The following is a 22,551-nucleotide window of genomic DNA, read 5'->3' on the forward strand; positions in this document are numbered from 1 at the left end:
TCCTGGCCAGCGTGGCTCGATTTTGTCAGCGCACTTCAGAGACAGGACACTAGCTTGCCGGTTAATTATGACGAGGTGGAAAATTGTTGAAGATGGTTCACTGAACTATAAAGAGAAAAAGGACAAACTAGAGGGTTGTATTCGTCGTCTCGTAACCGAAATCCTAAATGACCTCGATAAGAAGAAGCGAAACGATTATGAGTATCGTTTGATCGAGGTTCTGAGAGGCATGGAGTCACTGGCTTCCGACGAGTGACGAAGTCGGATTCACTCTTCCTGCAGTTGAGAGTCTGGGGGTATTTGGAATGAGCGCGATTCGGGAGATTCACGGTCGGCAGATTTTGGATTCGCGGGGCAATCCGACGGTTGAAGTGGAAGTGGTGCTGGAGAGCGGGGCGCGAGGCCGCGCCGCGGTGCCGTCGGGGGCGTCGACGGGCGAGAAGGAAGCGATCGAGCTGCGCGACGGGGACAAGAAACGGTGGATGGGAAAAGGCGTCTCCAAAGCCGTTGCCAACATCAGTAAGACGATCGCGCCGAAATTGCTCGGCATCGAAGCGTCCGAACAGGCGGTGATCGACCACACGATGATCGAGCTGGACGGCACGAAGAACAAGGGCCGCCTCGGCGCGAATGCCATCCTTGGCGTGTCACTGGCGGTCGCGAAAGCGGCGGCCACCGAAGCCGGACAGCCGCTGTACCGGTACATCGGCGGCGCGAACGCACGCACGTTGCCGGTCCCGATGATGAACATCATCAACGGCGGGGCGCATGCCGACAATCGGCTGGATCTCCAGGAATTCATGATCATGCCGGTGGGCGCGAAGACCTTCAGCGAAGCGCTCCGCATGGCAACCGAGATCTTTCACGGGTTGAAAGCCTTGCTCAAGAAAAAGGGATTGAATACCGCGGTGGGCGATGAGGGCGGCTTTGCTCCAGACCTTCAGTCGAATGAAGAGGCGCTGGAGCTGATCGTGGCGGCCGTCGAGGCGGCAGGGTATCGGGTCGGGAAGGATATCGTCCTCGCCTTGGACGCGGCCGCGAGCGAATTCTATGAGAAAGGGCGGTATCGTCTGGAGGCCGAGCAGCAGGACTGGTCCTCAGAGGACATGATTGCGTACTATGAGCGGCTGGTGGAGCGCTACCCGATTGTCTCGATCGAGGATGGTCTGAGCGAACTGGATTGGAAGGGCTGGCGGATGCTGACCGAGCGGCTCGGCGACCGGGTACAATTGGTGGGAGATGATATCTTTGTCACGAACGTCGATATTTTCCGCAAGGGCATCCAGGAAGGCATCGGCAACTCCATTCTCATCAAGGTGAACCAGATCGGCACGCTGACGGAAACGCTGGATGCGATCGAACTCGCCAAGCAAGCCAGCTATACGGCCGTCGTCTCGCATCGATCGGGCGAGACGGAGGATACGACGATTGCCGACATCGCCGTGGCGATGAATACGGGCCTCATCAAGACGGGATCCCTCTCTCGGACTGATCGTGTGGCGAAGTACAATCAGTTGATCCGGATCGAGGAAGGCTTGGGCGCCTCGGCCATCTATCCGGGGCGCCATGCGCTCCGGCAGTCGGCGAAAGCATGACGTAGGACGCCGAAGACCATGAGACAATCAGGCGGGATAATCCAACTGCAATGACACGGCGCAACCGAAGCCGCCGGTCCATGCAACGGCGGAAACAGACATCCACCTGGCTCGCCTGGCTCGTCGGTGGCCTGTTCACGGTCGTGCTCACGTTCTCCTTCTTTTTTGACGATATGGGCGTTCGTAAATATCTCGCAATGCTCAAGCATGAGCGTGAGCTGGCGCTGGAGATTCGTGAGCTGGAGCGGATGAACGCCGACCTGCGTGTCGACATTCGGCGGATTCAAACAGACCCGGCTCGTATCGAACAGCTGGCGCGCGAACGGTTGGGATTTGTTCGTAAAGGGGAAACGGTGTATCAGGCCGTTCCGGAACAGCCGGCCGGGTCTTCTCATCGCTGAGGCTCGCCCCTCGGCCCGCTTGCCCCAGTGGTTCACATCGATCGAAGATGCAACAGACGCTGCAGATGAAATTCGGCACGATCGCGATCGTCGGGTGCCCCAACGTGGGGAAGTCAACGCTCCTCAACGCCCTGTTGAAGGAAAAGGTCGCGATCGTGTCCGATAAGCCGCAGACCACCCGAACGCGGATTCTCGGCGTGCTGCATCGGCCCGATGCCGAATTGATCTTCCTCGACACGCCGGGGCTGCACGAGCCGCAGCATCAGCTCAATAAGCGCATGGTCCGCACGGCGCTCGAAACCATGCAAGAGGCCGATCTTCTGTACGTGCTCATCGAAGCGACCCGCCCCTCGCCGGGTCCCGGCGATCGGCTCGTGATCCAACGTGTGCGGGAAGTCTTTGGAAAGCAGCGACGCCACGCGTTCCTGCTCATCAACAAAGTCGATATCGTCAACAAATCGAAAATCCTCCCCCTCATCGACTCGGTCCGGCAGCTCTACGATTGGACGGAAATCATTCCAATCTCCGCTCAGACGGGACTCAATCTTGACCGTCTCTTGGATTTGACCGTCGCACAGTTGCCCGTCGGCGACGCACACTATGATGCCGATATGTTGACGGATCAGACGATGCGCACGCTGGCGGCCGAGATCGTCCGCGAGAAAGTGCTGCACCATACGCGTGATGAGATTCCGTATTCGGTCGCGGTCGACATCGAACAGTTCGTCGAGGAAGGGAAGCTGGCCCGTATCTCGGCATCAATTCTTGTCGAGAAAGAGACGCAAAAGCCGATTGTGATCGGCAAGCACGGCGACCGACTGAAGGCAATCGGGACGGAAGCGCGGATCGAGATGGAGCGGCTGTTCGAGATGAAGGTATTCTTGGAACTCTGGGTGAAGGTGCGCACCGGCTGGCGTGAAGACGAGCAGCTCTTGTCGGCGTTAGGCTACTAACAAAGATCTGGATCGAGGCTGAGGTAGGACCAGAACTGCTGATGCAACCGGCTGAACGTTCACGAATCGCCGACCGAGACGTTCTCAAGGAGTTGGCGCGCGAGCCCGAGAAGGGCCAGACGAAGTTCGACCTCCTCCTGGCTTCGTTTCAACGCCTGCTGAGGCGCGGTGCGATCAGCAATATCAGCAAAATGCTGAGTCGCATGCACCCCGCCGATATCGCGAAGGTCATCGAGCATTTGTCCTCTCCCAAGGAGAAACGGACGCTGTTCGAGTTGGTGCGGGGAGAATCGTTGCGCGGTCAAGTATTGAGCGAGATGGACCGCGGCGACGCGCAAGAAGTGCTCGTCGACATGCCCGCTTCCGACCTCGCCTTGCTGCTTCGGGACCTTGGCAAAGACGACGTGGCCTATCTTCTGGGTCTTCTTCCCGAGGAGCAAGCGAAAGAGGTCTTGGATTTGATGCGGACCGAGGACTCCTCCGACGTCGAGGAGATCCTCAAGTATCCGAAGGATACGGCCGGCGGCATCATGACGACCGAGTTTTTCTCGCTGCCGGAAGATACGACCGCGCAGGATGCGATTCGGCGGTTACAACATGCCACCGATGCCGAGATGGTCTTCTACATTTATGTCACCGACAAAGAGGATCACCTCGTCGGCGTGCTGTCCTTGCGGCAGCTCCTGACCGTCCCGCCGGGGACGCCCTTGAAGAACATCATGACGCGGGATGTGATCAGCGTCTCGGTGGACACGGACCAGGAAGAGGTCTCGCGCCTCGTGGCCCGATACAACCTGCTCGCGGTGCCGGTCGTCGAGAAGGATCAGACGCTGGTCGGCATCATTACCGTCGATGACGTCGTGGACGTCATCCGTGAAGAGGCGACCGAAGACATGTTGAAGATGGCCGGAGCGGCTGAGGGCGGGGATACCTTGCTGCGCTCCTCGAGCCTGGAAGCCGCGCGTTCACGGTTGCCGTGGCTCTTCACGAATTTGATCGGCAGCCTCATCTCCGGCTGGATCTTGTGGCTCTTCCGGTTCACGATTCAAGAAGTCGTGGCGATCGTGAGTTTCATCCCGGTAATCGCGGCGATGGGCGGCAATGTGGGGCTGCAGTCATCGACGCTGATCATTCGGGGATTGGCGACCGGGTCCATCGAGTCGTCGGACATTTGGAAAGTGTTTTTCCGCGAGATCCGGATCGGCTTGCTGTTGAGCCTGGCGTGCGCGTTGTTGTTGACAGCCACGACTTGGCTCTGGCATGGCCATTGGTCGTTAGGGGCAGTCGTGGGCGCCTCCCTCATCATCGCCTTTCTTGTCTCCACCAGCATGGCGACGATCATGCCGATCCTTTTGAAGCGGGTCGGGGTGGACCCGGCCGTGGCCGCCGGCCCGTTTGTGACGACGGCCAACGACATTTCAGGGATCACGATTTATCTGACCCTCGCCACGGTCCTGCTGGAATATCTGAAGTAGCCTACCCCCTTGTCGGTAGAGTGGCGCGAGTGGTTCGGCCGGCCTAATCCCCACAGTGTAGGAGCGCGGCGGACGTCGGGACTGCTTGACAGGGTAGGGTCTATCGACTCGCCCGCCGATCAGCGGCGACCGTTAGGATGTCGATGATTTTGGGCGTGTGACGGGAGTCGATCGTTAAGAAGTTCCGCCATATAAATTTACACTTACTCGCACAGCGCTAAAGTCGTCTATGGAATTTCAATAGCTTACCCATCGGTATGGTTGTTGCTCGCGGACTCCGGTATTGCGTCGAACCGATCCAGAGGAGGACCAATGTACCGACTAGTCGACAGGCGAGCGCCGAGGGGAAAAGCGACGACCGCTCCTGCATTGACTCCACGCCAAAAGCAGATTCTCCACCTCATTACGCAGGGCTTTACGAGCCGCGAGATTGCCGAACAGCTCCACATCAGCGTCCAGACGGTCGAAGTGCATCGATTTAATCTCATGCGAAGGCTGGAAGTGCGGAACGTGGCGCAACTGATCCGGCAGGCCTTGTTGCTCAAATATCTCCCGAAAAATTATCCGGCGAACACTCGAGTCTCCTAACTTGTGCTGGTCCTCCCGGATTGCATGGAGCAGGACCGCGGACCGTCGGGCACGTCAATGGGAAAATGGCTGCGCATTGCCAACTATCTGCGGTGGCGGTTTGCGACGTCTCCCGTTCTCCTTCATCCTGAGACCTGGCATGTGCGGCCGGTTTGTGGTCTAGCCGACTTGCCAAAAGGCGAGTGGCTGCTTCGGCGGCCGCTTGTGCTTCCTGCCAGTACGCGGCCGATGTTCATCGGCGGCCGCATCCGTATCAAGTAACAGTTCTCGCTGGATGGTCCTTCAGACGACACACCGGGCCGGCTTGCTCCTTGTCTATAAGGAGCACAGCCGTGCCCAAACTGGTGATGTGCGCGATGAAAACGAGCGACTACTGATTGGCGGCGGGTTTCGGCGCCATTGACATGAGGGGACCGGCGACGGCGTGGGCGTCCTCATCCGGTGCAGGCTTCTGGGGGGCCGAGGAGGAATGGCGATGGCGATGATCAAACGGTTTGACGATCAGCAGCAAGGCGCGCGAGACGAAACTGCCCATGATGACCTCCCGTATTGTGTCGAGTATATGTGAAGCCCGCAACTCATCCTATCGGTGATCGGCTGGTTTTCGTGTAGCGATTTTCGGGACAGCGAGCAGAACTTTTGCGACAGTCGCGGCCGTCACGCGCCCATCTGCATGCGATCCGCGTGCGGCGCATCCCATTTACCGGCGCACTCCCCACACGTGCCGATGGCGAGGAGCGTGCCGCGGTGTCCCTCTCCGTATTCCGCAAGTGACCAAGTCACGCCTTCGATCGAGACACGTCCGCACACCGTGCAGATGAGCCGGCCTTGGTGCGCGCGCTTGGTCTTTCGCTCCCGCCATTTCCTCAGCACCGCCAAGAGCGTGATGAACCACATCAAGGCAATTGGCAGCACATAGTCGGTCAATGCCGTAAGTCCAGAGTCCCAAAACGGCGAACTAAAAAACACGAAAGTGGCGATGATCGTCGAAGCGAGGGCCACCACCATCACCGAGAAGGAATGGCGAAAAGTCGACCATAAGGCGACCAATGCCACCGGTGCGGTGTAGAGTCCGGCGAGCGCCCAGCCTATGGGAAGCAGCAGTTGTGCGGCGCCAATGCCGGCAACGATGAGGAATGCGAGGGGGGTGACCCAATAATGCCCGGAAGCCGTACTGCTACGGCGCGTCATGCGTCATGCTAACACGGGGCGTGCGAGCGGCAAATAGACGGGTTGCCCTCCCGTGCTTCTTCGTGCGAACCATTACGTGCCTATGTCGGCGGTTAGGACCTTCCCCGGCGCCGGTGCAGCCCGTAGAGAAGGGCGGCGATCCCGGACGCAAAAAGCCACCCCGTTGCCGGCTCAGGATTCTGCACCAACCGCGACGCGGGTGGATCGGCGGCGGCGCTCAATGCGGTTCCGGTCGACCCTTGAGTGACGGTGGATTGTGATGAGGGCAGAAGCGACGCGCTCACGGTCAGCTGCGAAGGATCGGCGGCGGCTCCGTTCAGGGTGGTTCCGCTCGATCCCTGTGTGACGGTGGATTGTGATGAGGGTAGAAGCGACGCATTCACGATCAGCTGGGAGGCGAGCGAATTGTTACCGGTCGTCACAGATTGAGTCGGCAAAGTCGTGCTCGATGAGCTGGTTCCACCGGACGCTCCACTGGCACTCGTCGTGGCCGTCTCAGGAAAGAATGGCGCCGGTAACGCTCCGGTCGTTCCTGCACCGATCGGCGTCGGCGACAAGGGCGCAGTCGCGCCGGCGAACTGAAACGGATTGAAGACGCTGGTCGTCGTGCCGGTCACCGCGTTGAGCGTCCCGGCGGATGTGGGGCTGAAAACGGTCGTCACCTGTGTGGTCAATGGCGCCGCGGCTCCATTGAACGGAAAGGGATTGAAGACGCTGCTGCCGAGCGGGATCAGGGGAGCGGTCGTCCCGATGAAGCCAAATGGATTGAAGGCGCTCGTGCTCGTTGACGTGACGACGGGTACGGTCATGGCGCCAACCGGTGTGACGGTCCCGCTCGTGACGGTGGTCTGTCCCGTCGCTGACGAGATGGTCTGAGTGACCGAGCTCTGCGACACCGTCGTCGTGGTGCTCATCGCCGCACCGGTCTGTTGAATCGTGGCGGCATCGGCGAGAGAAGCCAGCACGCCGACGAGAATCAACGGGAGCACCGCCCTGGGATATGCCATACGACACCTCGGGTGTGGGGTAGCGCCTTAGCGAATCACATCCTTGAGGCGGCCAATATCGGCGAGGAAGGGGAGATGCTGTCAGTGGGAAATTTACTGCAACCTGCCTTGGACCAGGGCCGGCGCGGTCGTGGCTTGGCTCATGCCGAGGTAGCGTCCCGGATGATTGGGAGTCCGTCCGAGACCAGCCGGCTGACTACGTCCGTCTGCCTTCCGGCACTTCGACCCGAATGGTGCCCGGCACGTTGAACGACCCCGTCGAGGTCGCTCGATCCAGCTTCACCGTGTAGCGGATCGTACCCGGTGAACCAAAGCAGACGCTGAAACTTTCCTCCGGATCGAGCCGTTTGCCGTTCGCGACGCGTGCCAGACCAAAGCCGCGTGTGCAGGTGACGCGCCCGTCAATTTGATCCAAGAACACGACGTGCACAGGTGCGCCGTGCCGGTTGACCAGTCGAAGTTCGTCTCCCGGGCGAAGACGGACTTCAGGTGCCGAGAGGCCGTCCTCGATCACCACCTCCTCGATGTTTCCCGTCAACGTCCCATTCGCCAACCCCATGCAACCGGCAGCGACGAAGAGCACCAGGATGGGGCCCAGACAGAACCGCCATGCCTTGAGCAAGCCGAGCGATCGTTTCGTCATCACAGTTCACTCCACCTAATATGACAGGGGCATCCTGCTAATACGGCAGGCATCCTGCCCGACTGCCTCTTTGATTGGTAGTCGCTGGAATGCCTAGGTGGCATCGCGCGGAAAGGAGGTCTGCGGGCGTCGTGAAGAGTGGTCACGATCGGCTATGCCGGCGGTCGTTATTGAGTGCGTGCCCTCAACCTCGACATTCGCCTCGCCGGAGAAGATCTATCGTCCACCGCCCTCGGCCTGCCGCTCGAATCCTCTCCGATACGCCCCTCGGTGTTAACCTTCGGCTGGCTCATCGTAATTGCTGCCCATCATCGAGAATTCTCCTCCTGAGTGGGCCGTGCGCCCTGCGCGAGTCCGCACGCGCTTGCCGTCTTCCTGTCTTCTGCTATCAGTCTTAAAGAGAGTAAGTCCCTCTCGGTAGCGGACTGACATATAGAGGAGGAGGTGACATGAGCGTGTACCGTGAACCGCGGGCGATGTTGTTGATCAGTGCCGTCATCGTCCTGACGGGCTGTGTCGCGAAAGAGTGCATGCCGGTGAACGCAGACTCTTCAGGGCGGAGCGCGAGAACGAAAACGAGTGACGTCGCGATGGCCGCTCCGCATCCAGAGAAGCGCGCGGTGATCGCGTTGGGCGGCCGATTCTGTGAGTTTTACCAGCCGGACGTTCAGGAGGCGTTGCAGAAAGTGCCGGGCGTCCGCTCCTTGGACTTCGGCACGATGAAGGGGAACGTCATCGTCGCGTACGAAGCCGGGAGTGTGAATCCCCTCGCCTTGCTTAATGCCGTCAACAGCGTGAGGGGAGACGGTTACTACTGTAAAGGCAAAGTCATTCCGTGAACACGGCCGGTGCCGCGGTGAGGCGATCTAGTGGTGTCGCTCGATGACGCGTTCCACCGCCGCGATCACCTCTGCCGGCATGACCCCATCCAAGCATCGATTGCCGATGCGGCACTCAGTATGGGGACAGGGCCGGGAGTCAACGTCATGGAGAACTGCGGCGTGGTGGTGGCTGTCCAACGCACCCCACTCCTCTGGAGCCGTCGCCCTGAACACTGTCACGGAGGGCGTCCGAAGCGCGTGCGCGATATGGGCGGGGCCGGAGTCATTCGTGATGAGCACCGTGAAGCGATGAATGACCGCGCCCAGCACGCCGAGTGAAGTTCGATCGACCAGATTCAGGCAGGACGATCCCAGCATGCTCTCGATCTCGTCACCCGTCGAAGCAGTGTTCCCCGCACCGATGAGCACGACGGTGCCGCCGTATCGGCGCCGGAGCGCGAGGGCGACCGCTGCAAACCGCTTCCCTGGCCATCGCTTGGTCACCTCCCACGAACCGGCGTGAATCCCGATCAACGACGACCTCTATACCCGGACGTTGCTCGCGGGCGCCGTCACCTCCCACGAGCCGGCGTGAATCCCGATCAACGGCTTGGGGGAGTGCGCTAACAGCGCGTCGGCGTCCAGCCGATCCTCCAACGACAATGGAAAATCGTACGCGACACCGAGGGGCGGTGCGCCCAGAAAGGCCATGAATGCTTGGAGTCGATGAACGTGATGTCCGGTCGGTGGCATCGGAAAGGCGGCATCGAGCAGCCCCGGATCGTCTCCGGGTCTGATCAATCCGGCGGTTCGCCCGCCACCGAGCATCAGTGCCACCGGATTCGCGTAGACGCCCGTCCCATGCAGCTGGATGACCAGGTCGAAACGCTCGGCCTGCATGCGGGTGAAAAAATGGAGCGCGTCGGCAGGCACAAAGAATTGTTCGGCGATCCCCGGATAGCCGGGAAACGGTTCGAAACGATCGAGCGACGGTGAGCGTGCCACGAGATCATGAACGAACGGCAAGCCAATCAACGTAATGTCAGCTTCGGGAAGCGCGGCGCGTAGCGAGCGAAAGGCCGGCGTGGCACAGAGAAAATCGCCGAGTCGGGAGGCCCGAAAGACCGCCACCTTCCTGATCCTCCCACGTGTGGCGTGGAGGAACGCTTCCGCGAAGGGGTCGCGTCGGCGCTGATCGTGCCTCAACGTCGCCGGAGGAATGGCTTGGTGGTCTCGCACGGTGAGGAATCAGCGGGTAGACAGCGTTCCATACCGGGCAATCATGGCAGGCAACAGGTCGAGTGCATGGCCGTCAATGGTGCCACGCTCATTCAGTACCGTTGACGGGACTTCGGCATGATAGGTTCCCGACGGCATGATCGCGCAGCCGCCCCATCGCCGCATTAACAGATTTTGCACGAGCACATCCTCACCGGAGTGATAGCGCGGGAGTTTCGACCAAAACGAGAAGCCCCCGACCTCGAGTAGTTTCTCACGATCATAGAGCACACAGGACGCAATCCAGGCGACCTTGTACAAACGGCGTTCGCCAGGCGCCAAGCGTTGCGCGACGTGAAATTGGTTCGCCGCTCGGTGCAGGTGCCACCGTTCCCAGGCCGCTGTCCCGGGCTCGACCACTTCCGGCCGGACCCGACCCTCCCAAAACTCGATGCATTGCTGCTGCGGACGGATGTCATGGCGGTAGGACAGCCCGGCTGGAAAGGCGCCCACAAACCCGCATTGTTGTTGCTGGAGCACCTCCGTCAAGCGCTCGACGACCCAGGACTCCATCAGCACGTCGTCGTCGAGATACAACACTGCGGGGGTCGAAGCGCGGTTCAACAAGAACGCCCGTTGTTCGGCAATCCCGTGGGAAGGCCACCGGTAGTGCCACTCAATCGTTCCACCGCGTCCCTCGATCACCCGGCACAGGCTCCGCACCACCGGCTGATCGGCAATCGGAGTGTCGCTCTGATCGGAGACGATGAGGTGCACGTCCGTCACCCTCTGCGTCGCCACTCCCGACAGCGTCAAGATAAAAGAGGGTAAGCGGTTGTACGTGGGGAGCAAAATATCGAGGGCGGCCATCAGATGGATCGTTCGAGGTTCGAGGATGAAGCGTTCGCGGTGCGGAACGGGAGATTGAAGAAACTATTCTGCAAAAACATTGAACCGCTAACCTCGAACCTCGAACCATCCTCTCCTTTCTTAACTTCTTCTCTTAACTTCTTCACTCTTAACCGGCTTTGCGCGTCGGCTTCGAAGGTTCGGAAATCTTCTCTAACGCGTCGGCCGTGGTCGTCGTCTCCTCGGTTTTGACGGCCAGATCGCCGAGCGATACGATCCCTACAAGCTGGTTCTCGCGATTGAGAATCGGCAGCCGCCGGATCTGCTCCTGTTGCATCAGCCGCGCGGCGTCCTCGATGGTTTGATCTTCATAACAATAGATCACGCCGGGTGACATCGCATCGCTCGCCCGGACCGTCGCCGGGTTCCGATGCTCGGCCACCACGCGGACCACGATGTCGCGGTCCGTCAGCACGCCTTCCAGCCGATTACCGTCGCACACCGGGATGGCCCCGATGTTCAACACCTTCATCTTTTCTGCCGCGGCCTCGATCGTCGTCGACGGATGGATCGTTTCGACCCCGCGTGTCATCACCTCGCCCAAGACCGGACGCGTCAGTCCTTTTGTTGTAGCCATGGGACCTCCCTGTCACGATCGTTTGTTCTCTCTTAACTCTTGAGGACGCCTCCGCACTATCGGTCCCATTCCTTGATAAGGTGTCGCTCGCGAACGCGAAGCGGCACTCGGCTGCCGGCGTACGAAAAAGAAAGGGAGGGTCTGTCGGCCGTTGCCGTCCTGATCGACGGGACGAGGGTGTTTGCGTGCGGCCGTCCGGCTGCAGCATCGCGCCTGATAAGCAGCGGCGTCCAAAGACGCACATCGCTGCGCTTCTCCGCCGATACTCGAAGACGTTCCACGATCGTAAGAGTAGTGGCAACGAGATCGCTAATCGCTTCACTCGATGAGGAGACCATGGCCATCAATTTGTTTCAGGACAGGGGCACGACACTGGAGAAGCAGCAATTTACCTGGAAGGACTTGGTCCAGGAACCGATCAGCAAACTCAACGATGATGCGTTTACCCGTGTGCGCGTAATCCTGATGAACGGCATTGAATCGGAGGCTCTGCGATTCGGTCACGCCTGCGCGCGGATGAACAAGGCCTTGCAGGTGCCGCTCGCAAAGGTCCGCCGCGTCGAGCAGCACCAGGAGACGGTGGTCAATTGGCTGCTGCCGGCCGACCAATCGCCCTTGGAGACCACGATCGGTTATGAGCAAGTGGCGATCGAGGTGACGGCGGCGCTCGCCCAGCAGGAACCGGATCCCTACATCGCGCAGGTCCTGCGCTTCGGCCTACTCGAGGACTTCGATCACATGTACCGATATTCGGCCTTGATGGACCGGATGGAAGGCAAGGATGCGAACAATATTCTGCAGTGCTACACCGACATCATGCCAGGCCGGCCGACGGTCGACGAGCATCGCGTGCCGGAGGACGACGTGCGCGACCACTACGATCGGCGACGAGCGGATCCCATTACCAAGCTGAACTCGCTCACGATCATGTCCGGAGAGTACCAGACGCACGACTACTATATGAACGTCGGGCCGGTCTTCGCCGATCCTGTCGCCCGGGCGCTGTATGCGGAAATTGCATCGATCGAGGAGCAACACGTCACGCAGTACGAATCGATCATCGATCCGACGGAGAGCTGGATGGAGAAATGGCTGCTGCACGAGGCGAACGAGGTCTACAATTACTATAGCTGCGTTGAGTACGAGAGCAATCCGCGGATCAAGGCGATCTGGGAACGGTTTCTCGACTACGAACTCGGGCATCTTCAATATGTGATGGACCTGTTCAAGCAGATCGAGCGCCGGGACCCCGCCGAAATTCTTCCCGCCACGCTGCCACAGCCGATTGCGTACAAGAGCCAGCGTGAGTTCGTGCGCAATGTCCTAAGGAATGAAGTCGACCTCCGCGCCTCCGGCACGCAGTTCGTCGATAAGAGTCAGGAGCCCGAGCGGTCCCGGCAATACCGTGCATACATGAACTCGCAGGGCTCGCCGACCCAAACGGTCGCAGCCGGCTATCAATGGGCGCCGGGGACGGAACTCACGCGGAAAGTGCCGGGTCAGAAGATGAAGGAGGCCGTATGAAACAGCCAACCGATGTGGGAATGAACCGGACGGGCGTGGAGATGTCGCCGATCGACGTCCAAGATCTGCTGGCCGGGGTCAGGAACATGCCGCCGAGCTCCGAAGGCGACGAACGCGCGTTGGCAGCTTTCCGGAGCAGCTATCTGCAAACCGCCAAGCCAATCGGGACCGTCCCGGTGCCAGCGAACTTAAAAGGAGTGACTCAGACGGTCCTTCAAAAGCTGACCGGGAAAAAGCCGGAAGTCCTGCTCGACAAACTCGGCGAGCGGCTCGCCTTCGAGCGGACCGGCACCCGATTGTTCGACGGCTTACTGACCAAATGCCAAGCCCGAGCGGATGAAGCGGCCGGGCTGCCGCTCGACGAACTCGGGCGATTCCGAGACGAGGAAGCGCGACACTTTGCGATCGTGTGGGATGCGATCAAGAGCCTCGGTGGCGACCCGACCGCGCAAACCCCCGGCGCCGATGCGGGCGGCGTCGCGTCCATGGGCCTACTGCAAGTGGTCATGGATCCGCGAACCTCGGTTGCCCAGAGCCTCCACGCGATTCACATCGCCGAGCTCGTCGATCATGACGGCTGGGAACTGCTGATCAGGCTCGTTGATGAACTCGGGATGACCGACATGGCCGAGCAGTTCCGCCATGCCTACGCGGATGAAGACCGGCATTTGAAACTGGTCCGTCACGTGATGGCCGAATCAGTCATGGGCCATGCCGGGGTGAAGTAGAAACCTGGGGCGGCCGCGACTCGCGGCCCGCCCCGCGTCGTTCACCCACCCATTCGTCCTCGCCGAAACGAGAATCGCTCACACCTCTGTTTCCTGCTTGCCACGCCGGCCTTCTTTTGCGCGGACATCCCTCTGCACGGCGCTAACCACTGACCCGTGCCGGAGCTTCGGACCGCATACGCTAGATCATCCACCTTAAGCATGTCGCGCATCTTGAGATGCTCGCGTCCGTCAACTAAGGTGCGCACGTTCCTTCCGCCCCGGAGAGAGTGGACGGCCGGAGGAAGGAAGAAGAAGCCCGAGGTGGACGAGTGGTGTAACGGAGGACGAGCATGAACGGCAGCCGACGAACCACGATGCCCCGGTGGTGGAAGCGAAGAGGGTCGAACGCGACGTCGATCAAAGCGGCACGGAACTATGCCGTCGAGTCGCTCGAGTCGAGGGTGCTGCTGTCTGCCGATATCGCGGCTTCCCAATTTCACCCCGTACCCGCTACGGAGACTCCTCAGCAAGCCGTTGTCCTCAATGCACCCGCAATTCCCGGCGACGTCGCCAGCCAACAGGCGTTTGACGCATTGCTTGCGCAAGTCCATGCTTCGGCCCAGGCCGCCGTTGCGCCGCACCCTGCGAATCCTCACGCCGATCAGACGACTCCGTTCACCCGGATGTTTCCCAACTTGCCGCCGTTCGCCGCTGACACTCCGGCTCTTCACCAAGCCCTGTTGGAGCTAGGAAAGCCCGGGGGAATCATGGACGCGCATGATGACCTGAGCGATCCAAAGACGCTTATCACCGATCCGACGAAATCAGTGAACAACCCCGACAACCCGACGAGGACTGCCGGGATGACGTTCCTCGGTCAGTTCATCGACCATGATCTCACCTTCGACCGAACGTCGCTGCTCGGTCAGCCCCAAGACCCTGGCTCCATCCAAAACGGGCGCACGCCGGCCTTTGACCTCGATAGCGTCTATGGGGGCGGACCCAAGGTGTCGCCGCAACTGTATGATCAGTCGGCTGATGGAAAGGGGATTAAGTTCCTGATTCAGCCGATCCTGGGGTCCGCCGAACAATCGCGGGGTGGTGTCGTGCGCTATGATGTCCCGCGGGACGCCAATGGCGTCGCGATTATCGCGGACCCACGGAACGATGAAAATTTGATCGTCTCGCAACTCCATCTGGCCTTCGAGCGGTTCCACAATGCGGTGGTGGACGACTTGCTTCTGGCGGCAACGAACGGCAAGGGCGGACATCACGGGCCCGACGGGCACGGACAGGCCGATCCGGATAAGATTTTCGAAGAAGCCCGTCGCACGGTCGAATGGCACTACCAATGGATCGTTGTCCACGAGTTTCTTCCGAAGACCATCGGGACGGATCTCGTGAACAGCGAGTTGACCGGGGGTCCCAAGTTCTACGATGCGAAGCACGATCCCTCGATTCCCGTCGAATTTTCGGTCGCGGCCTATCGGTTCGGCTATTCCCAGGTGCGTCCCAGTTACCGCGCGAATTTCGGGCCGGAGCCGGGCCAAGAATTCTTTGCCCTTATTTTCGATGATAAGTTGGGTCCGTCGCAGGATCATGCCGACCTTCGAGGCGGGGAGCGGGCGCCACGGCGCTTCGTGGATTGGCAGACGTTCTTCGATTTCGGTGACGGCAATGCCAAACCGAATAAACAGATCGACACGCATCTGTCATCGCCGCTGTTCGATCTCCCGACTGTGCCCCCTGCGTTGAACTTTACGGATGCCGAGCCTCAATCGCTCGCGCAACGAAACTTGCTTCGCCATGTGACGTTCGGAGTGCCGTCCGGACAAAGCGTCGCACAGGCGATGGGCATCGAGCCGCTCCCGTCGACGGCCTTCGCGGACTTGAAGCCGCTGGGCCTCGATACGCAGACGCCGCTCTGGTTTTACATCTTGAGGGAAGCTCAGGTGCTCGGACATGGGGAGCATTTGGGCCCCGTCGGGGGACGCATCGTCGGCGATGTGTTTGTCGGCCTACTTGAGCACGACAAGTCATCATTCCTGCATCAAAAACCGGATTGGGCCCCGACCCTCACGAACACCGGAACCTTCACGATGGTTGATCTCCTCAATAAAGCGGGAGTGGTCGTCCCGGTCTAGGCTCTGCGCCTTCAGGCGACCTCGTGTATCGCTTTCTCGCCGAACGTCTTCTGCCCGCAGAGCAGCGGGAAGGCGTGCCGCGAAAGAGCCGCGGCGCTCCGCCTCTGTGTTTGCCTTCACGGTAGCTCGTTATACCCGCGGCCTCACCCCAGCCACCTCCGCCCTACACAATCCTTGTCGATCAACTTGCAGCAAGCGTATCAGTACTGTCCGGGTGAGCGGAAATGGGTGACGTTCGCGCGACATCGCCGACCGCTCTGTTTCGCTCGATCGAGAAGTGATGGCGCTGAGACTTGCCACAAAGCAGGAGGCAGCGGACAGGGGGGCGCTTGACAGCTCGAGAAGAGGAGCGGTGCCATCTTACATCACTCGACTCTTGGTCAAGAGGAACTTTGCAGGAAACCGCAATTTTATACGATTTTGATGTGGGCACGATTTTCTTGACACCATCCTAATGAAGGCCGCGATAGGCTCCGACATGAGTCAGCAGAAATGTCGAGGAGCCGATCATGAACACTGTGGCAGCCGACGCGGAGGGCCAGAGGCTTGTCGCTGCGCTCGCTGCACTGATGTTCGTGCTTTCTGGAGCGACACCGGGCTGGCCTCAGAATCTTCCGGCTGCTTCGCCGGAAGCAGAACCCCGAAAAGGACCGATCGAAACACCGACCACTGAAGAGCCCCGTGCGGAGGCGCCCAAGCCGCTTTGGCACTATGGCGCGTTCTTAGACGGCGCCTACACGCTCGATTTCAATTTTCCGAGCAACCATCTCTTTCGCAATCGGAGTACGGCGCCTCGGGTGAATGAAGGCGATCTGAATATGGCGGCGATCTATGTCAAAAAGGATGTCTCCGAAGTCTCGCGTTGGGGGACCGAACTGCTGGTGCAAGGCGGTGAAGATTCGAAGGCGTTTGGCTTTTCCGCCACGACCCCGAACCTACCCGGCTCCAGTTGGCTTCGACAACTCGGGCGGGCGAACATCTCGTACCTCGCCCCGGTCGGCTCCGGTCTGACCGTCCAGGCCGGCATCTTCAATAGCTTGATCGGGTACAACTCGCTCTACACCAAGGACAATTTCAGTTATACCCGTCCCTGGGGAGGCGATCACACGCCGTATTTAATGATGGGCATCAATGCGGCCTATACGTTTCATGAACGGTGGGCCGCAACGTTCTTTGTCATCCACCAGTATTTCCATCTCGCCAACGCGAATAGTCTGCCGAGTTATGGCGTGCAATTGACGTATAAGCCGGATGCGGAGTGGACGCTGAAACAGACCCTCTACTACGGCCCGGACCAGGGGAATACCGCGTGGCAGTTTTACCGTTTCTTCTCCGACAGCATTGCGGAGTGGAAACGGGCCCGATGGACCGTGGCGTTGGAATATCAGATCGGCACCGAAGAAGTCGCGGTCCCCGGGAGCCCGCGTGCTTTTTGGACCGGCGGACAATTGCCGATCCATTACCAGCTCGGCGGGCCGTGGAGTGCCACGGTGCGACCCGAGTTCTACTGGGATCGCAATGGACGGCTCACGGGGTTCGAGCAGTTCATCAAGGCCATCACCGCGACGCTGGAATACAGGCTACCCTATCGCTGGACGAACACGATCGCCCGGCTCGAATACCGATACGACGAATCGCGAGGGCCGGGCGGCGGCTTCTTCAAAGATGGGGAGATCCGCCCTGGTGTAATTGGGCTCACCCCCGCGCAACACTTGCTCATTTTTGCGCTGACCTGGACGTTTGATTCACCATAAAAAGGCGGCTGCCTGGCGTCTTGACGGGCACGGCAGTTTTTATACTGTTTTTACATCGTCGGTGCTACCGTGACGTCAGAGAAGAGAGGCAGGTGAACCATGGATGATTTCCTGACGGTAATCGGCATCACGGTCTTTCTTATTCTCAATGCTATCGCTCTTGTATCTCACCGCGAAGGTTCAAGATCAATTGCGGACGACCGAACCGGACGCCGTCGCTCCCCAACAGTGAAGTGATGCGGCTCGGGGAGGTAAAGACAACGAAGGAGATGCGATGGATATCATGTTCCTGACCCTTTCGGTGGGGTTTTTTGTTCTCTCCCTGTTCCTCGTATCCGCACTCGCGAAGCTATAAGAAAACGGTAACCGCCATGTATTGGATCAGCGCCGTGGTGGCCTTGGCCCTGCTTATTTACCTCCTGATCGCCCTCCTCAAACCGGAATGGTTCTGATGACAGCGAATGGGATCGCGCAGATCGTGATCTATTTCGGTGTCCTGTTCGCGCTCGTGAAGCCGCTCGGCTGGTACATGGCGCAGGTGTACGAGGGACGGTGGTGCGGGCTCGATCCGGTCTTGCGGCCGCTGGAGCGGTCCCTCTACCGCCTCGGCGGGATTCGAGAACAGGACGAGATGAATTGGAAGACGTATGCGCTGGCCATGCTGCTGTTCAACGCGGTCGGCCTCGTGCTGTTGTATGCGTTGCAGCGGGTTCAGGGCATTCTCCCGCTGAACCCGGCGGCGGTGCCCGCAGTCGGCCCCGACCTCGCGTTCAATACCGCAGCAAGCTTCGCAACGAATACCAACTGGCAAGCCTACGGAGGTGAATCGACGCTCAGCTATCTGACCCAGATGCTCGGCCTCACCGTGCAGAATTTTGTCTCGGCCGCGACGGGCATGGCGATCTTGGTGGCCTTGATTCGAGGCCTCGCCAGGCGGACGGCCGAGACGATCGGCAATTTCTGGCGCGATCTCGTTCGGACCACGTTGTACATTCTCCTGCCCCTTGCCATTCCTGTCGCGCTGATCTTGGTTTCCCAGGGCGTCGTGCAAACCTTCGGTGCCTACGAGATGGCGACGCTCCGTCAGCCCGTGGAGTATGCGAAGCCCGTCACCGATGTGAACGGGCAGCCGATCCTCGATGACAAGGGGCAGGCGAAAACGGAACCGGCCACGATGCGAGAACAACGTATCGCCGTCGGTCCGGTGGCTTCGCAGATCGCGATTAAACAGCTTGGCACGAACGGGGGCGGCTTTTTCAATGTGAATTCGGCGCATCCCTTCGAGAACCCCACGCCGCTCGCTAATTTTGTCGAAGTCCTTGCCATCCTGCTGATTCCCGCCTCGCTCTGCTATACGTTTGGCGTCATGGTGCGAGATACGCGGCAAGGATGGGCCCTGCTCGCCGCCATGACGATTCTGCTCGTGTCTTTTCTCCCGCTGGGCTTGTGGGCCGAACAATCCGGCAATCCGGCCTTTGTACCTTACCGCGTCGATCAGATACCCGGTTCCGAACAAGCTGGCGGGAACATGGAAGGCAAGGAAACCCGCTTCGGCATTGCGAACTCGGTGCTGTGGTCGGCGGCGACCACGGCCGCCTCGAACGGCTCGGTGAACTCGATGCACGACTCGTATATGCCGCTCGGCGGACTTGTGCCCCTGCTGCTCATGCAGTTCGGCGAAGTCGTGTTCGGCGGGGTGGGGTCGGGGCTCTACGGGATGATCGTCTTTGCCATCATTGCCGTCTTCGTCGCCGGCCTGATGGTCGGCCGCACGCCGGAGTATCTCGGGAAGAAGATCGAGCCGTACGAAATGAAGATTGCCTCGCTGCTTATCTTGATCATGCCGATCGTCGTACTGGGACTGACCGCCGTCGCGGTGGCCACGACAGCGGGAACCTCATCAATCCTCAATCCGGGGCCGCATGGCTTCAGCGAGATCCTCTATGCCTTCACGTCGCAGGGCAATAACAACGGCAGCGCATTTGCCGGGCTCACGGTGAACACGCTGTTCTACAACACGAGCGGCGGCATTGCGATGCTGGTCTCCCGGTTCTGGCTGGCCGTGCCCACGTTGGCGCTCGCCGGCGCGTTGGCGCGCAAGAAAATAGTCCCAGCCGGACCGGGCACCCTCCCGACCCATACACTACTGTTTGTGATTCTACTGATTGGCGTGGTGGTACTCGTCGGCGCGCTGACGTTCGTCCCGGCACTGGCATTGGGACCGATCGTCGAGCATCTGTTGATGATGAGCTAATTCGCGGCCATGAGGAGATGGCGCTGACGATGAAAGCAACGGCACCCGCAAACCGGTCCCTCTTCGAGACGAAGATCATGGGTCACGCCATGATTCAAGCCGTGTGGAAGCTCAGCCCCCGCCATCAAGTCAAGAACCCGGTGATGTTTGTCGTCTGGGTCGGAAGTCTGGTGACGACCGCGCTGTGTGTACAAGCGTGGATGGGCAGGGGTGAAGCGTCGGCGGGATTTATCCTGTCGGTTGCGCTCTGGCTCTGGTTCACCGTCCTGTTCGCAAATTTTGCCGAAGCGATGGCGGAAGGCCGTGGGAAGACGCAAGCCGAGTCGCTCCGTCAGGCGCGGCGGGAGCTACAGGCCAAGAAATTGGGCCAGCCGGCTCCAAGCCAGGAATACATCGTTGCGCCGGCGTGTATTGGTCGGCCAGGGGCTCGGTATGTGCTGGAGCCGGCCAATCAACTGAAGAAGGGCGATCTGGTCTTGGCCGAGGCGGGTGATTTCATCCCGGCCGATGGCGAAGTGATCGAGGGCGTGGCGTCGGTCAATGAAAGTGCCATCACCGGCGAAAGCGCGCCGGTGATCCGGGGGCCGGGTGATCGCAGCGCCGTCACCGGCGGGACACGGGTCCTGTCGGATTGGCTGATCATCCGCGTGACGGCGACCGCGGGCGAGAGTTTTCTCGATCGCATGATCGCGATGGTTGAAGGCGCCAAGCGGCAGAAGACGCCCAACGAGATCGCCTTGAACATTCTCTTGGCCGCCCTCACGATCATTTTCCTGCTCGCCACTGTGACGTTGCTGCCGTTTTCTCTCTATAGCGTGCAGGCCGCTGGCCAGGGAACCCCGGTGACCGTAACCGTTCTGGTCGCGCTCCTCGTCTGCTTGATTCCGACGACGATCGGCGCCTTGCTGTCCGCGATCGGGATCGCGGGGATGGACCGCATGGTGCAGGCGAACGTCATCGCCCTCTCCGGCAAGGCCGTGGAAGCGGCGGGTGATGTGGACGTGCTGCTGCTGGACAAGACCGGCACCATCACGCTGGGCAACCGACAGGCGACGGCGTTCATTCCGGCCAAGGGCATTGATGAAAAGATATTGGCCGACGCGGCACAGCTCTCCTCTCTGGCCGATGAAACGCCCGAAGGACGGAGCATCGTCGTGCTGGCGAAGGAACGGTATGGGCTGCGTGCCCGCGAGATACAGGAACTGGGCGCGACGCTCATCCCGTTCTCCGCGCAGACGCGCATGAGCGGTGTCAATCTCCAGGGCCGTGAGATTCGCAAAGGCGCGGCGGATGCGATCGAGCGGTACGTCGATCGTCTCGGCGGCACATTCTCCCCCGAAGTGCGGGTGACGGTCGAGGCGATCGCAAAGCAGGGCGGCACGCCGCTGGTCGTAACCGAGGGCGCACGCGTACTCGGCACGATTCATCTCAAGGATATCGTAAAGGGCGGCATCAAAGAGCGCTTCGGCGAATTGCGCCGGATGGGGATCAAGACCGTGATGATCACCGGCGACAATCCGCAGACCGCGGCCGCCGTCGCCGCCGAAGCGGGTGTCGATGATTTTCTCGCGCAAGCGACACCCGAAGCCAAGCTGAAGCTCATCCGAGAATTGCAGGCGGGCGGGCGCCTGGTCGCGATGACCGGCGATGGGACCAACGACGCGCCCGCTCTTGCCCAGGCTGATGTCGCGGTCGCAATGAACACAGGAACGCACGCGGCGAAAGAGGCGGGCAACTTGGTCGATCTGGACTCCAATCCCACGAAGCTCATTGAGATCGTCGAGATCGGCAAGCAGCTCTTGATGACGCGCGGCGCCTTGACCACTTTCAGTATCGCCAACGATGTCGCCAAGTACTTCGCCATTATCCCGGCCGCCTTCGCCACCACCTACCCGGTGCTCGGTCGCCTCAACATCATGCGGCTCGCGACGCCGGAGAGCGCGGTCTTGTCCGCCGTCATCTTCAACGCGCTGATCATCGTTGCGCTCATCCCATTGGCCTTGCGAGGGATCACGTACCGGCCAATCGGTGCAGGGCCGCTGCTGCAGCGACACCTGGTGATCTACGGACTCGGGGGCATCGTCGTGCCGTTCGTCGGGATCAAGCTGATTGATCTCTTGTTGGTTGCGCTCCACCTCGTGTGAGGCAAGCCATGACAGAACAACTGCGTCCCGCATGTACGCTCTGGTTGATCTTGACCCTTCTCACGGGGCTCGCCTATCCGCTCGCTGTGACGGGCCTGGCCAAGATTCTGTTCCCACGCCAAGCGAATGGCAGTTTGATTGTCCACGATGGCAAGATCGTGGGGTCTGAATTGATCGGGCAGCCGTTCGAGACCCCGAAGTATTTCTGGAGTCGTCCCTCGGCGACCACGCCTTTTCCGTACAACGCGGCCGCTTCCTCCGGGTCCAATCTCGGTCCAACCAATCCGGCACTCGTGGACGCGGTGAAGGCCAGGGTCGCGGCGTTGCAGGCGGCCGATCCCGGGAACAACCGCCCGGTGCCGGTCGATCTCGTGACCGCATCGGGCAGCGGGTTGGATCCGCACATCAGCCCGGCCGCAGCCGAATACCAAATTGCACGCGTGGCGCGAGCGCGGGGTCTGAGCGAAGCGGCCGTTCGTCAGGTGGTGGCGCAGTCTACCGAAGGCCGACAGTGGAGCTTTCTTGGAGAGCCGCGTGTCAATGTGCTCAACGTCAACCTTACGCTCGACGCCGCTCATGAATAAACATCCCTTGTGAACATACCCCTCACGCTCGTACACTACTTACGGCTGCTCTCACCAGC

Annotated in this window: 23 protein-coding genes; 15 read left to right on the forward strand and 8 right to left on the reverse strand. The window is 60.3% G+C overall.

All coding sequences use genetic code 11. The features are described from left to right. The 6 genes from AC1U7K_RS11125 to AC1U7K_RS11150 all read left to right on the forward strand — a co-directional run. Positions 1 to 256 (forward strand): hypothetical protein (locus AC1U7K_RS11125; RefSeq protein WP_480251358.1); only part of this gene is annotated, 256 nt, incomplete at its 5' end. Between the two features lie 49 nt (positions 257 to 305). After that, positions 306 to 1,595, forward strand: coding sequence for a phosphopyruvate hydratase (eno, locus tag AC1U7K_RS11130; protein WP_480251359.1), 1,290 nt, complete (start codon positions 306 to 308; stop codon positions 1,593 to 1,595). Between the two features lie 80 nt (positions 1,596 to 1,675). Then, positions 1,676 to 1,996: an FtsB family cell division protein gene (locus AC1U7K_RS11135; protein WP_480251360.1), complete on the forward strand. Its 321-nt coding sequence runs from the start codon at positions 1,676 to 1,678 to the stop codon at positions 1,994 to 1,996. A 47-nt stretch (positions 1,997 to 2,043) separates the two neighbouring features. Further along, a complete protein-coding gene (gene era / locus AC1U7K_RS11140) occupies positions 2,044 to 2,949 on the forward strand; it encodes a GTPase Era (RefSeq protein WP_480251362.1) in 906 nt (301 codons plus the stop codon). Positions 2,950 to 2,990: 41 nt separating this feature from the next. Further along, the gene (gene mgtE, locus AC1U7K_RS11145; protein WP_480251364.1) at positions 2,991 to 4,424 is read left to right on the forward strand and encodes a magnesium transporter; all 1,434 of its coding nucleotides are present in this window, start codon (positions 2,991 to 2,993) and stop codon (positions 4,422 to 4,424) included. A gap of 312 nt (positions 4,425 to 4,736) precedes the next feature. Continuing rightward, a complete protein-coding gene (locus AC1U7K_RS11150; protein WP_480251365.1) occupies positions 4,737 to 5,012 on the forward strand; it encodes a LuxR C-terminal-related transcriptional regulator in 276 nt (91 codons plus the stop codon). A gap of 370 nt (positions 5,013 to 5,382) precedes the next feature. Here the strand turns inward: AC1U7K_RS11150 and AC1U7K_RS11155 are convergent, their stop codons facing one another. The 4 genes from AC1U7K_RS11155 to AC1U7K_RS11170 form a co-directional block, all read right to left on the reverse strand. Further along, positions 5,383 to 5,547: a hypothetical protein gene (locus AC1U7K_RS11155; RefSeq protein WP_480251367.1), complete on the reverse strand. Its 165-nt coding sequence runs from the start codon at positions 5,545 to 5,547 to the stop codon at positions 5,383 to 5,385. A gap of 122 nt (positions 5,548 to 5,669) precedes the next feature. Beyond that, positions 5,670 to 6,203 (reverse strand): hypothetical protein, encoded by a 534-nt coding sequence (locus tag AC1U7K_RS11160; protein WP_480251368.1) that lies wholly within the window; start codon positions 6,201 to 6,203, stop codon positions 5,670 to 5,672. A 92-nt stretch (positions 6,204 to 6,295) separates the two neighbouring features. Beyond that, complete coding sequence (locus AC1U7K_RS11165) at positions 6,296 to 7,210, reverse strand: hypothetical protein (RefSeq protein ID WP_480251369.1); 915 nt, start codon at positions 7,208 to 7,210, stop codon at positions 6,296 to 6,298. Between the two features lie 196 nt (positions 7,211 to 7,406). Further along, the gene (locus tag AC1U7K_RS11170) at positions 7,407 to 7,853 is read right to left on the reverse strand and encodes a cupredoxin domain-containing protein (RefSeq protein ID WP_480251371.1); all 447 of its coding nucleotides are present in this window, start codon (positions 7,851 to 7,853) and stop codon (positions 7,407 to 7,409) included. A 449-nt stretch (positions 7,854 to 8,302) separates the two neighbouring features. On the opposite strand from AC1U7K_RS11170, the gene AC1U7K_RS11175 reads away from it, so the two are divergent. Beyond that, complete coding sequence (locus AC1U7K_RS11175) at positions 8,303 to 8,692, forward strand: hypothetical protein (RefSeq protein ID WP_480251373.1); 390 nt, start codon at positions 8,303 to 8,305, stop codon at positions 8,690 to 8,692. A 27-nt stretch (positions 8,693 to 8,719) separates the two neighbouring features. Here AC1U7K_RS11175 and AC1U7K_RS11180 read toward each other — a convergent pair whose 3' ends face one another. The 4 genes from AC1U7K_RS11180 to AC1U7K_RS11195 all read right to left on the reverse strand — a co-directional run bounded on the left by AC1U7K_RS11180 (position 8,720) and on the right by AC1U7K_RS11195 (position 11,378). Then, positions 8,720 to 9,208 (reverse strand): glycosyltransferase family 9 protein, encoded by a 489-nt coding sequence (locus AC1U7K_RS11180; protein ID WP_480251374.1) that lies wholly within the window; start codon positions 9,206 to 9,208, stop codon positions 8,720 to 8,722. A 9-nt stretch (positions 9,209 to 9,217) separates the two neighbouring features. Further along, complete coding sequence (locus AC1U7K_RS11185) at positions 9,218 to 9,805, reverse strand: glycosyltransferase family 9 protein (RefSeq protein WP_480251375.1); 588 nt, start codon at positions 9,803 to 9,805, stop codon at positions 9,218 to 9,220. A 117-nt stretch (positions 9,806 to 9,922) separates the two neighbouring features. Then, entirely contained in the window at positions 9,923 to 10,762 is an 840-nt protein-coding gene (locus AC1U7K_RS11190; protein ID WP_480251377.1) for a glycosyltransferase family A protein, read from the reverse strand. A gap of 148 nt (positions 10,763 to 10,910) precedes the next feature. Further along, on the reverse strand, positions 10,911 to 11,378 hold the full coding sequence (locus tag AC1U7K_RS11195; RefSeq protein ID WP_480251378.1) for a CBS domain-containing protein: 468 nt from the start codon (positions 11,376 to 11,378) through the stop codon (positions 10,911 to 10,913). 336 nt (positions 11,379 to 11,714) lie between these two features. Here AC1U7K_RS11195 and AC1U7K_RS11200 point away from each other — a divergent pair, with 336 nt between their 5' ends. The 8 genes from AC1U7K_RS11200 to kdpC all read left to right on the forward strand — a co-directional run bounded on the left by AC1U7K_RS11200 (position 11,715) and on the right by kdpC (position 22,492). Continuing rightward, on the forward strand, positions 11,715 to 12,902 hold the full coding sequence (locus AC1U7K_RS11200) for a hypothetical protein (RefSeq protein WP_480251379.1): 1,188 nt from the start codon (positions 11,715 to 11,717) through the stop codon (positions 12,900 to 12,902). Next, positions 12,899 to 13,630, forward strand: coding sequence for a ferritin Dps family protein (locus tag AC1U7K_RS11205; protein WP_480251380.1), 732 nt, complete (start codon positions 12,899 to 12,901; stop codon positions 13,628 to 13,630). The genes AC1U7K_RS11200 and AC1U7K_RS11205 overlap by 4 nt, the downstream gene beginning before the upstream one ends. A 332-nt stretch (positions 13,631 to 13,962) precedes the next feature. After that, a complete protein-coding gene (locus AC1U7K_RS11210) occupies positions 13,963 to 15,756 on the forward strand; it encodes a peroxidase family protein (RefSeq protein ID WP_480251381.1) in 1,794 nt (597 codons plus the stop codon). A 509-nt stretch (positions 15,757 to 16,265) separates the two neighbouring features. Beyond that, positions 16,266 to 17,510 (forward strand): outer membrane beta-barrel protein, encoded by a 1,245-nt coding sequence (locus AC1U7K_RS11215; RefSeq protein ID WP_480251382.1) that lies wholly within the window; start codon positions 16,266 to 16,268, stop codon positions 17,508 to 17,510. Positions 17,511 to 17,881: 371 nt separating this feature from the next. After that, on the forward strand, positions 17,882 to 17,962 hold the full coding sequence (kdpF, locus tag AC1U7K_RS11220; protein WP_480251394.1) for a K(+)-transporting ATPase subunit F: 81 nt from the start codon (positions 17,882 to 17,884) through the stop codon (positions 17,960 to 17,962). Continuing rightward, positions 17,962 to 19,764: a potassium-transporting ATPase subunit KdpA gene (gene kdpA, locus AC1U7K_RS11225; RefSeq protein WP_480251383.1), complete on the forward strand. Its 1,803-nt coding sequence runs from the start codon at positions 17,962 to 17,964 to the stop codon at positions 19,762 to 19,764. The genes kdpF and kdpA overlap by 1 nt, the downstream gene beginning before the upstream one ends. A gap of 29 nt (positions 19,765 to 19,793) precedes the next feature. Next, complete coding sequence (gene kdpB / locus AC1U7K_RS11230; protein WP_480251385.1) at positions 19,794 to 21,908, forward strand: potassium-transporting ATPase subunit KdpB; 2,115 nt, start codon at positions 19,794 to 19,796, stop codon at positions 21,906 to 21,908. Between the two features lie 8 nt (positions 21,909 to 21,916). Next, positions 21,917 to 22,492, forward strand: a complete 576-nt coding sequence (gene kdpC, locus AC1U7K_RS11235) for a potassium-transporting ATPase subunit KdpC (RefSeq protein WP_480251386.1) — start codon at positions 21,917 to 21,919, stop codon at positions 22,490 to 22,492. Positions 22,493 to 22,551 lie beyond the last annotated feature (59 nt).

The sequence above is a fragment of the Nitrospira sp. Vd2 genome, assembly GCF_979581665.1.

What these genes read in the sequence shown, in the direction of transcription:
- AC1U7K_RS11175 (WP_480251373.1), top strand. Translation starts at nt 8,303, where the DNA reads ATGAGCGTGTACCGTGAACCGCGGGCGATGTTGTTGATCAGTGCCGTC.
- AC1U7K_RS11190 (WP_480251377.1), bottom strand. Translation starts at nt 10,762, where the DNA reads ATGGCCGCCCTCGATATTTTGCTCCCCACGTACAACCGCTTACCCTCT.
- AC1U7K_RS11210 (WP_480251381.1), top strand. Translation starts at nt 13,963, where the DNA reads ATGAACGGCAGCCGACGAACCACGATGCCCCGGTGGTGGAAGCGAAGA.
- AC1U7K_RS11135 (WP_480251360.1), top strand. Translation starts at nt 1,676, where the DNA reads ATGCAACGGCGGAAACAGACATCCACCTGGCTCGCCTGGCTCGTCGGT.
- AC1U7K_RS11165 (WP_480251369.1), bottom strand. Translation starts at nt 7,210, where the DNA reads ATGGCATATCCCAGGGCGGTGCTCCCGTTGATTCTCGTCGGCGTGCTG.
- eno (WP_480251359.1), top strand. Translation starts at nt 306, where the DNA reads ATGAGCGCGATTCGGGAGATTCACGGTCGGCAGATTTTGGATTCGCGG.
- AC1U7K_RS11200 (WP_480251379.1), top strand. Translation starts at nt 11,715, where the DNA reads ATGGCCATCAATTTGTTTCAGGACAGGGGCACGACACTGGAGAAGCAG.
- kdpC (WP_480251386.1), top strand. Translation starts at nt 21,917, where the DNA reads ATGACAGAACAACTGCGTCCCGCATGTACGCTCTGGTTGATCTTGACC.
- AC1U7K_RS11155 (WP_480251367.1), bottom strand. Translation starts at nt 5,547, where the DNA reads ATGGGCAGTTTCGTCTCGCGCGCCTTGCTGCTGATCGTCAAACCGTTT.
- AC1U7K_RS11205 (WP_480251380.1), top strand. Translation starts at nt 12,899, where the DNA reads ATGAAACAGCCAACCGATGTGGGAATGAACCGGACGGGCGTGGAGATG.
- kdpA (WP_480251383.1), top strand. Translation starts at nt 17,962, where the DNA reads ATGACAGCGAATGGGATCGCGCAGATCGTGATCTATTTCGGTGTCCTG.
- AC1U7K_RS11150 (WP_480251365.1), top strand. Translation starts at nt 4,737, where the DNA reads ATGTACCGACTAGTCGACAGGCGAGCGCCGAGGGGAAAAGCGACGACC.
- AC1U7K_RS11170 (WP_480251371.1), bottom strand. Translation starts at nt 7,853, where the DNA reads ATGACGAAACGATCGCTCGGCTTGCTCAAGGCATGGCGGTTCTGTCTG.
- kdpF (WP_480251394.1), top strand. Translation starts at nt 17,882, where the DNA reads ATGTATTGGATCAGCGCCGTGGTGGCCTTGGCCCTGCTTATTTACCTC.
- AC1U7K_RS11215 (WP_480251382.1), top strand. Translation starts at nt 16,266, where the DNA reads ATGAACACTGTGGCAGCCGACGCGGAGGGCCAGAGGCTTGTCGCTGCG.
- mgtE (WP_480251364.1), top strand. Translation starts at nt 2,991, where the DNA reads ATGCAACCGGCTGAACGTTCACGAATCGCCGACCGAGACGTTCTCAAG.
- AC1U7K_RS11160 (WP_480251368.1), bottom strand. Translation starts at nt 6,203, where the DNA reads ATGACGCGCCGTAGCAGTACGGCTTCCGGGCATTATTGGGTCACCCCC.
- AC1U7K_RS11195 (WP_480251378.1), bottom strand. Translation starts at nt 11,378, where the DNA reads ATGGCTACAACAAAAGGACTGACGCGTCCGGTCTTGGGCGAGGTGATG.
- era (WP_480251362.1), top strand. Translation starts at nt 2,044, where the DNA reads ATGCAACAGACGCTGCAGATGAAATTCGGCACGATCGCGATCGTCGGG.
- kdpB (WP_480251385.1), top strand. Translation starts at nt 19,794, where the DNA reads ATGAAAGCAACGGCACCCGCAAACCGGTCCCTCTTCGAGACGAAGATC.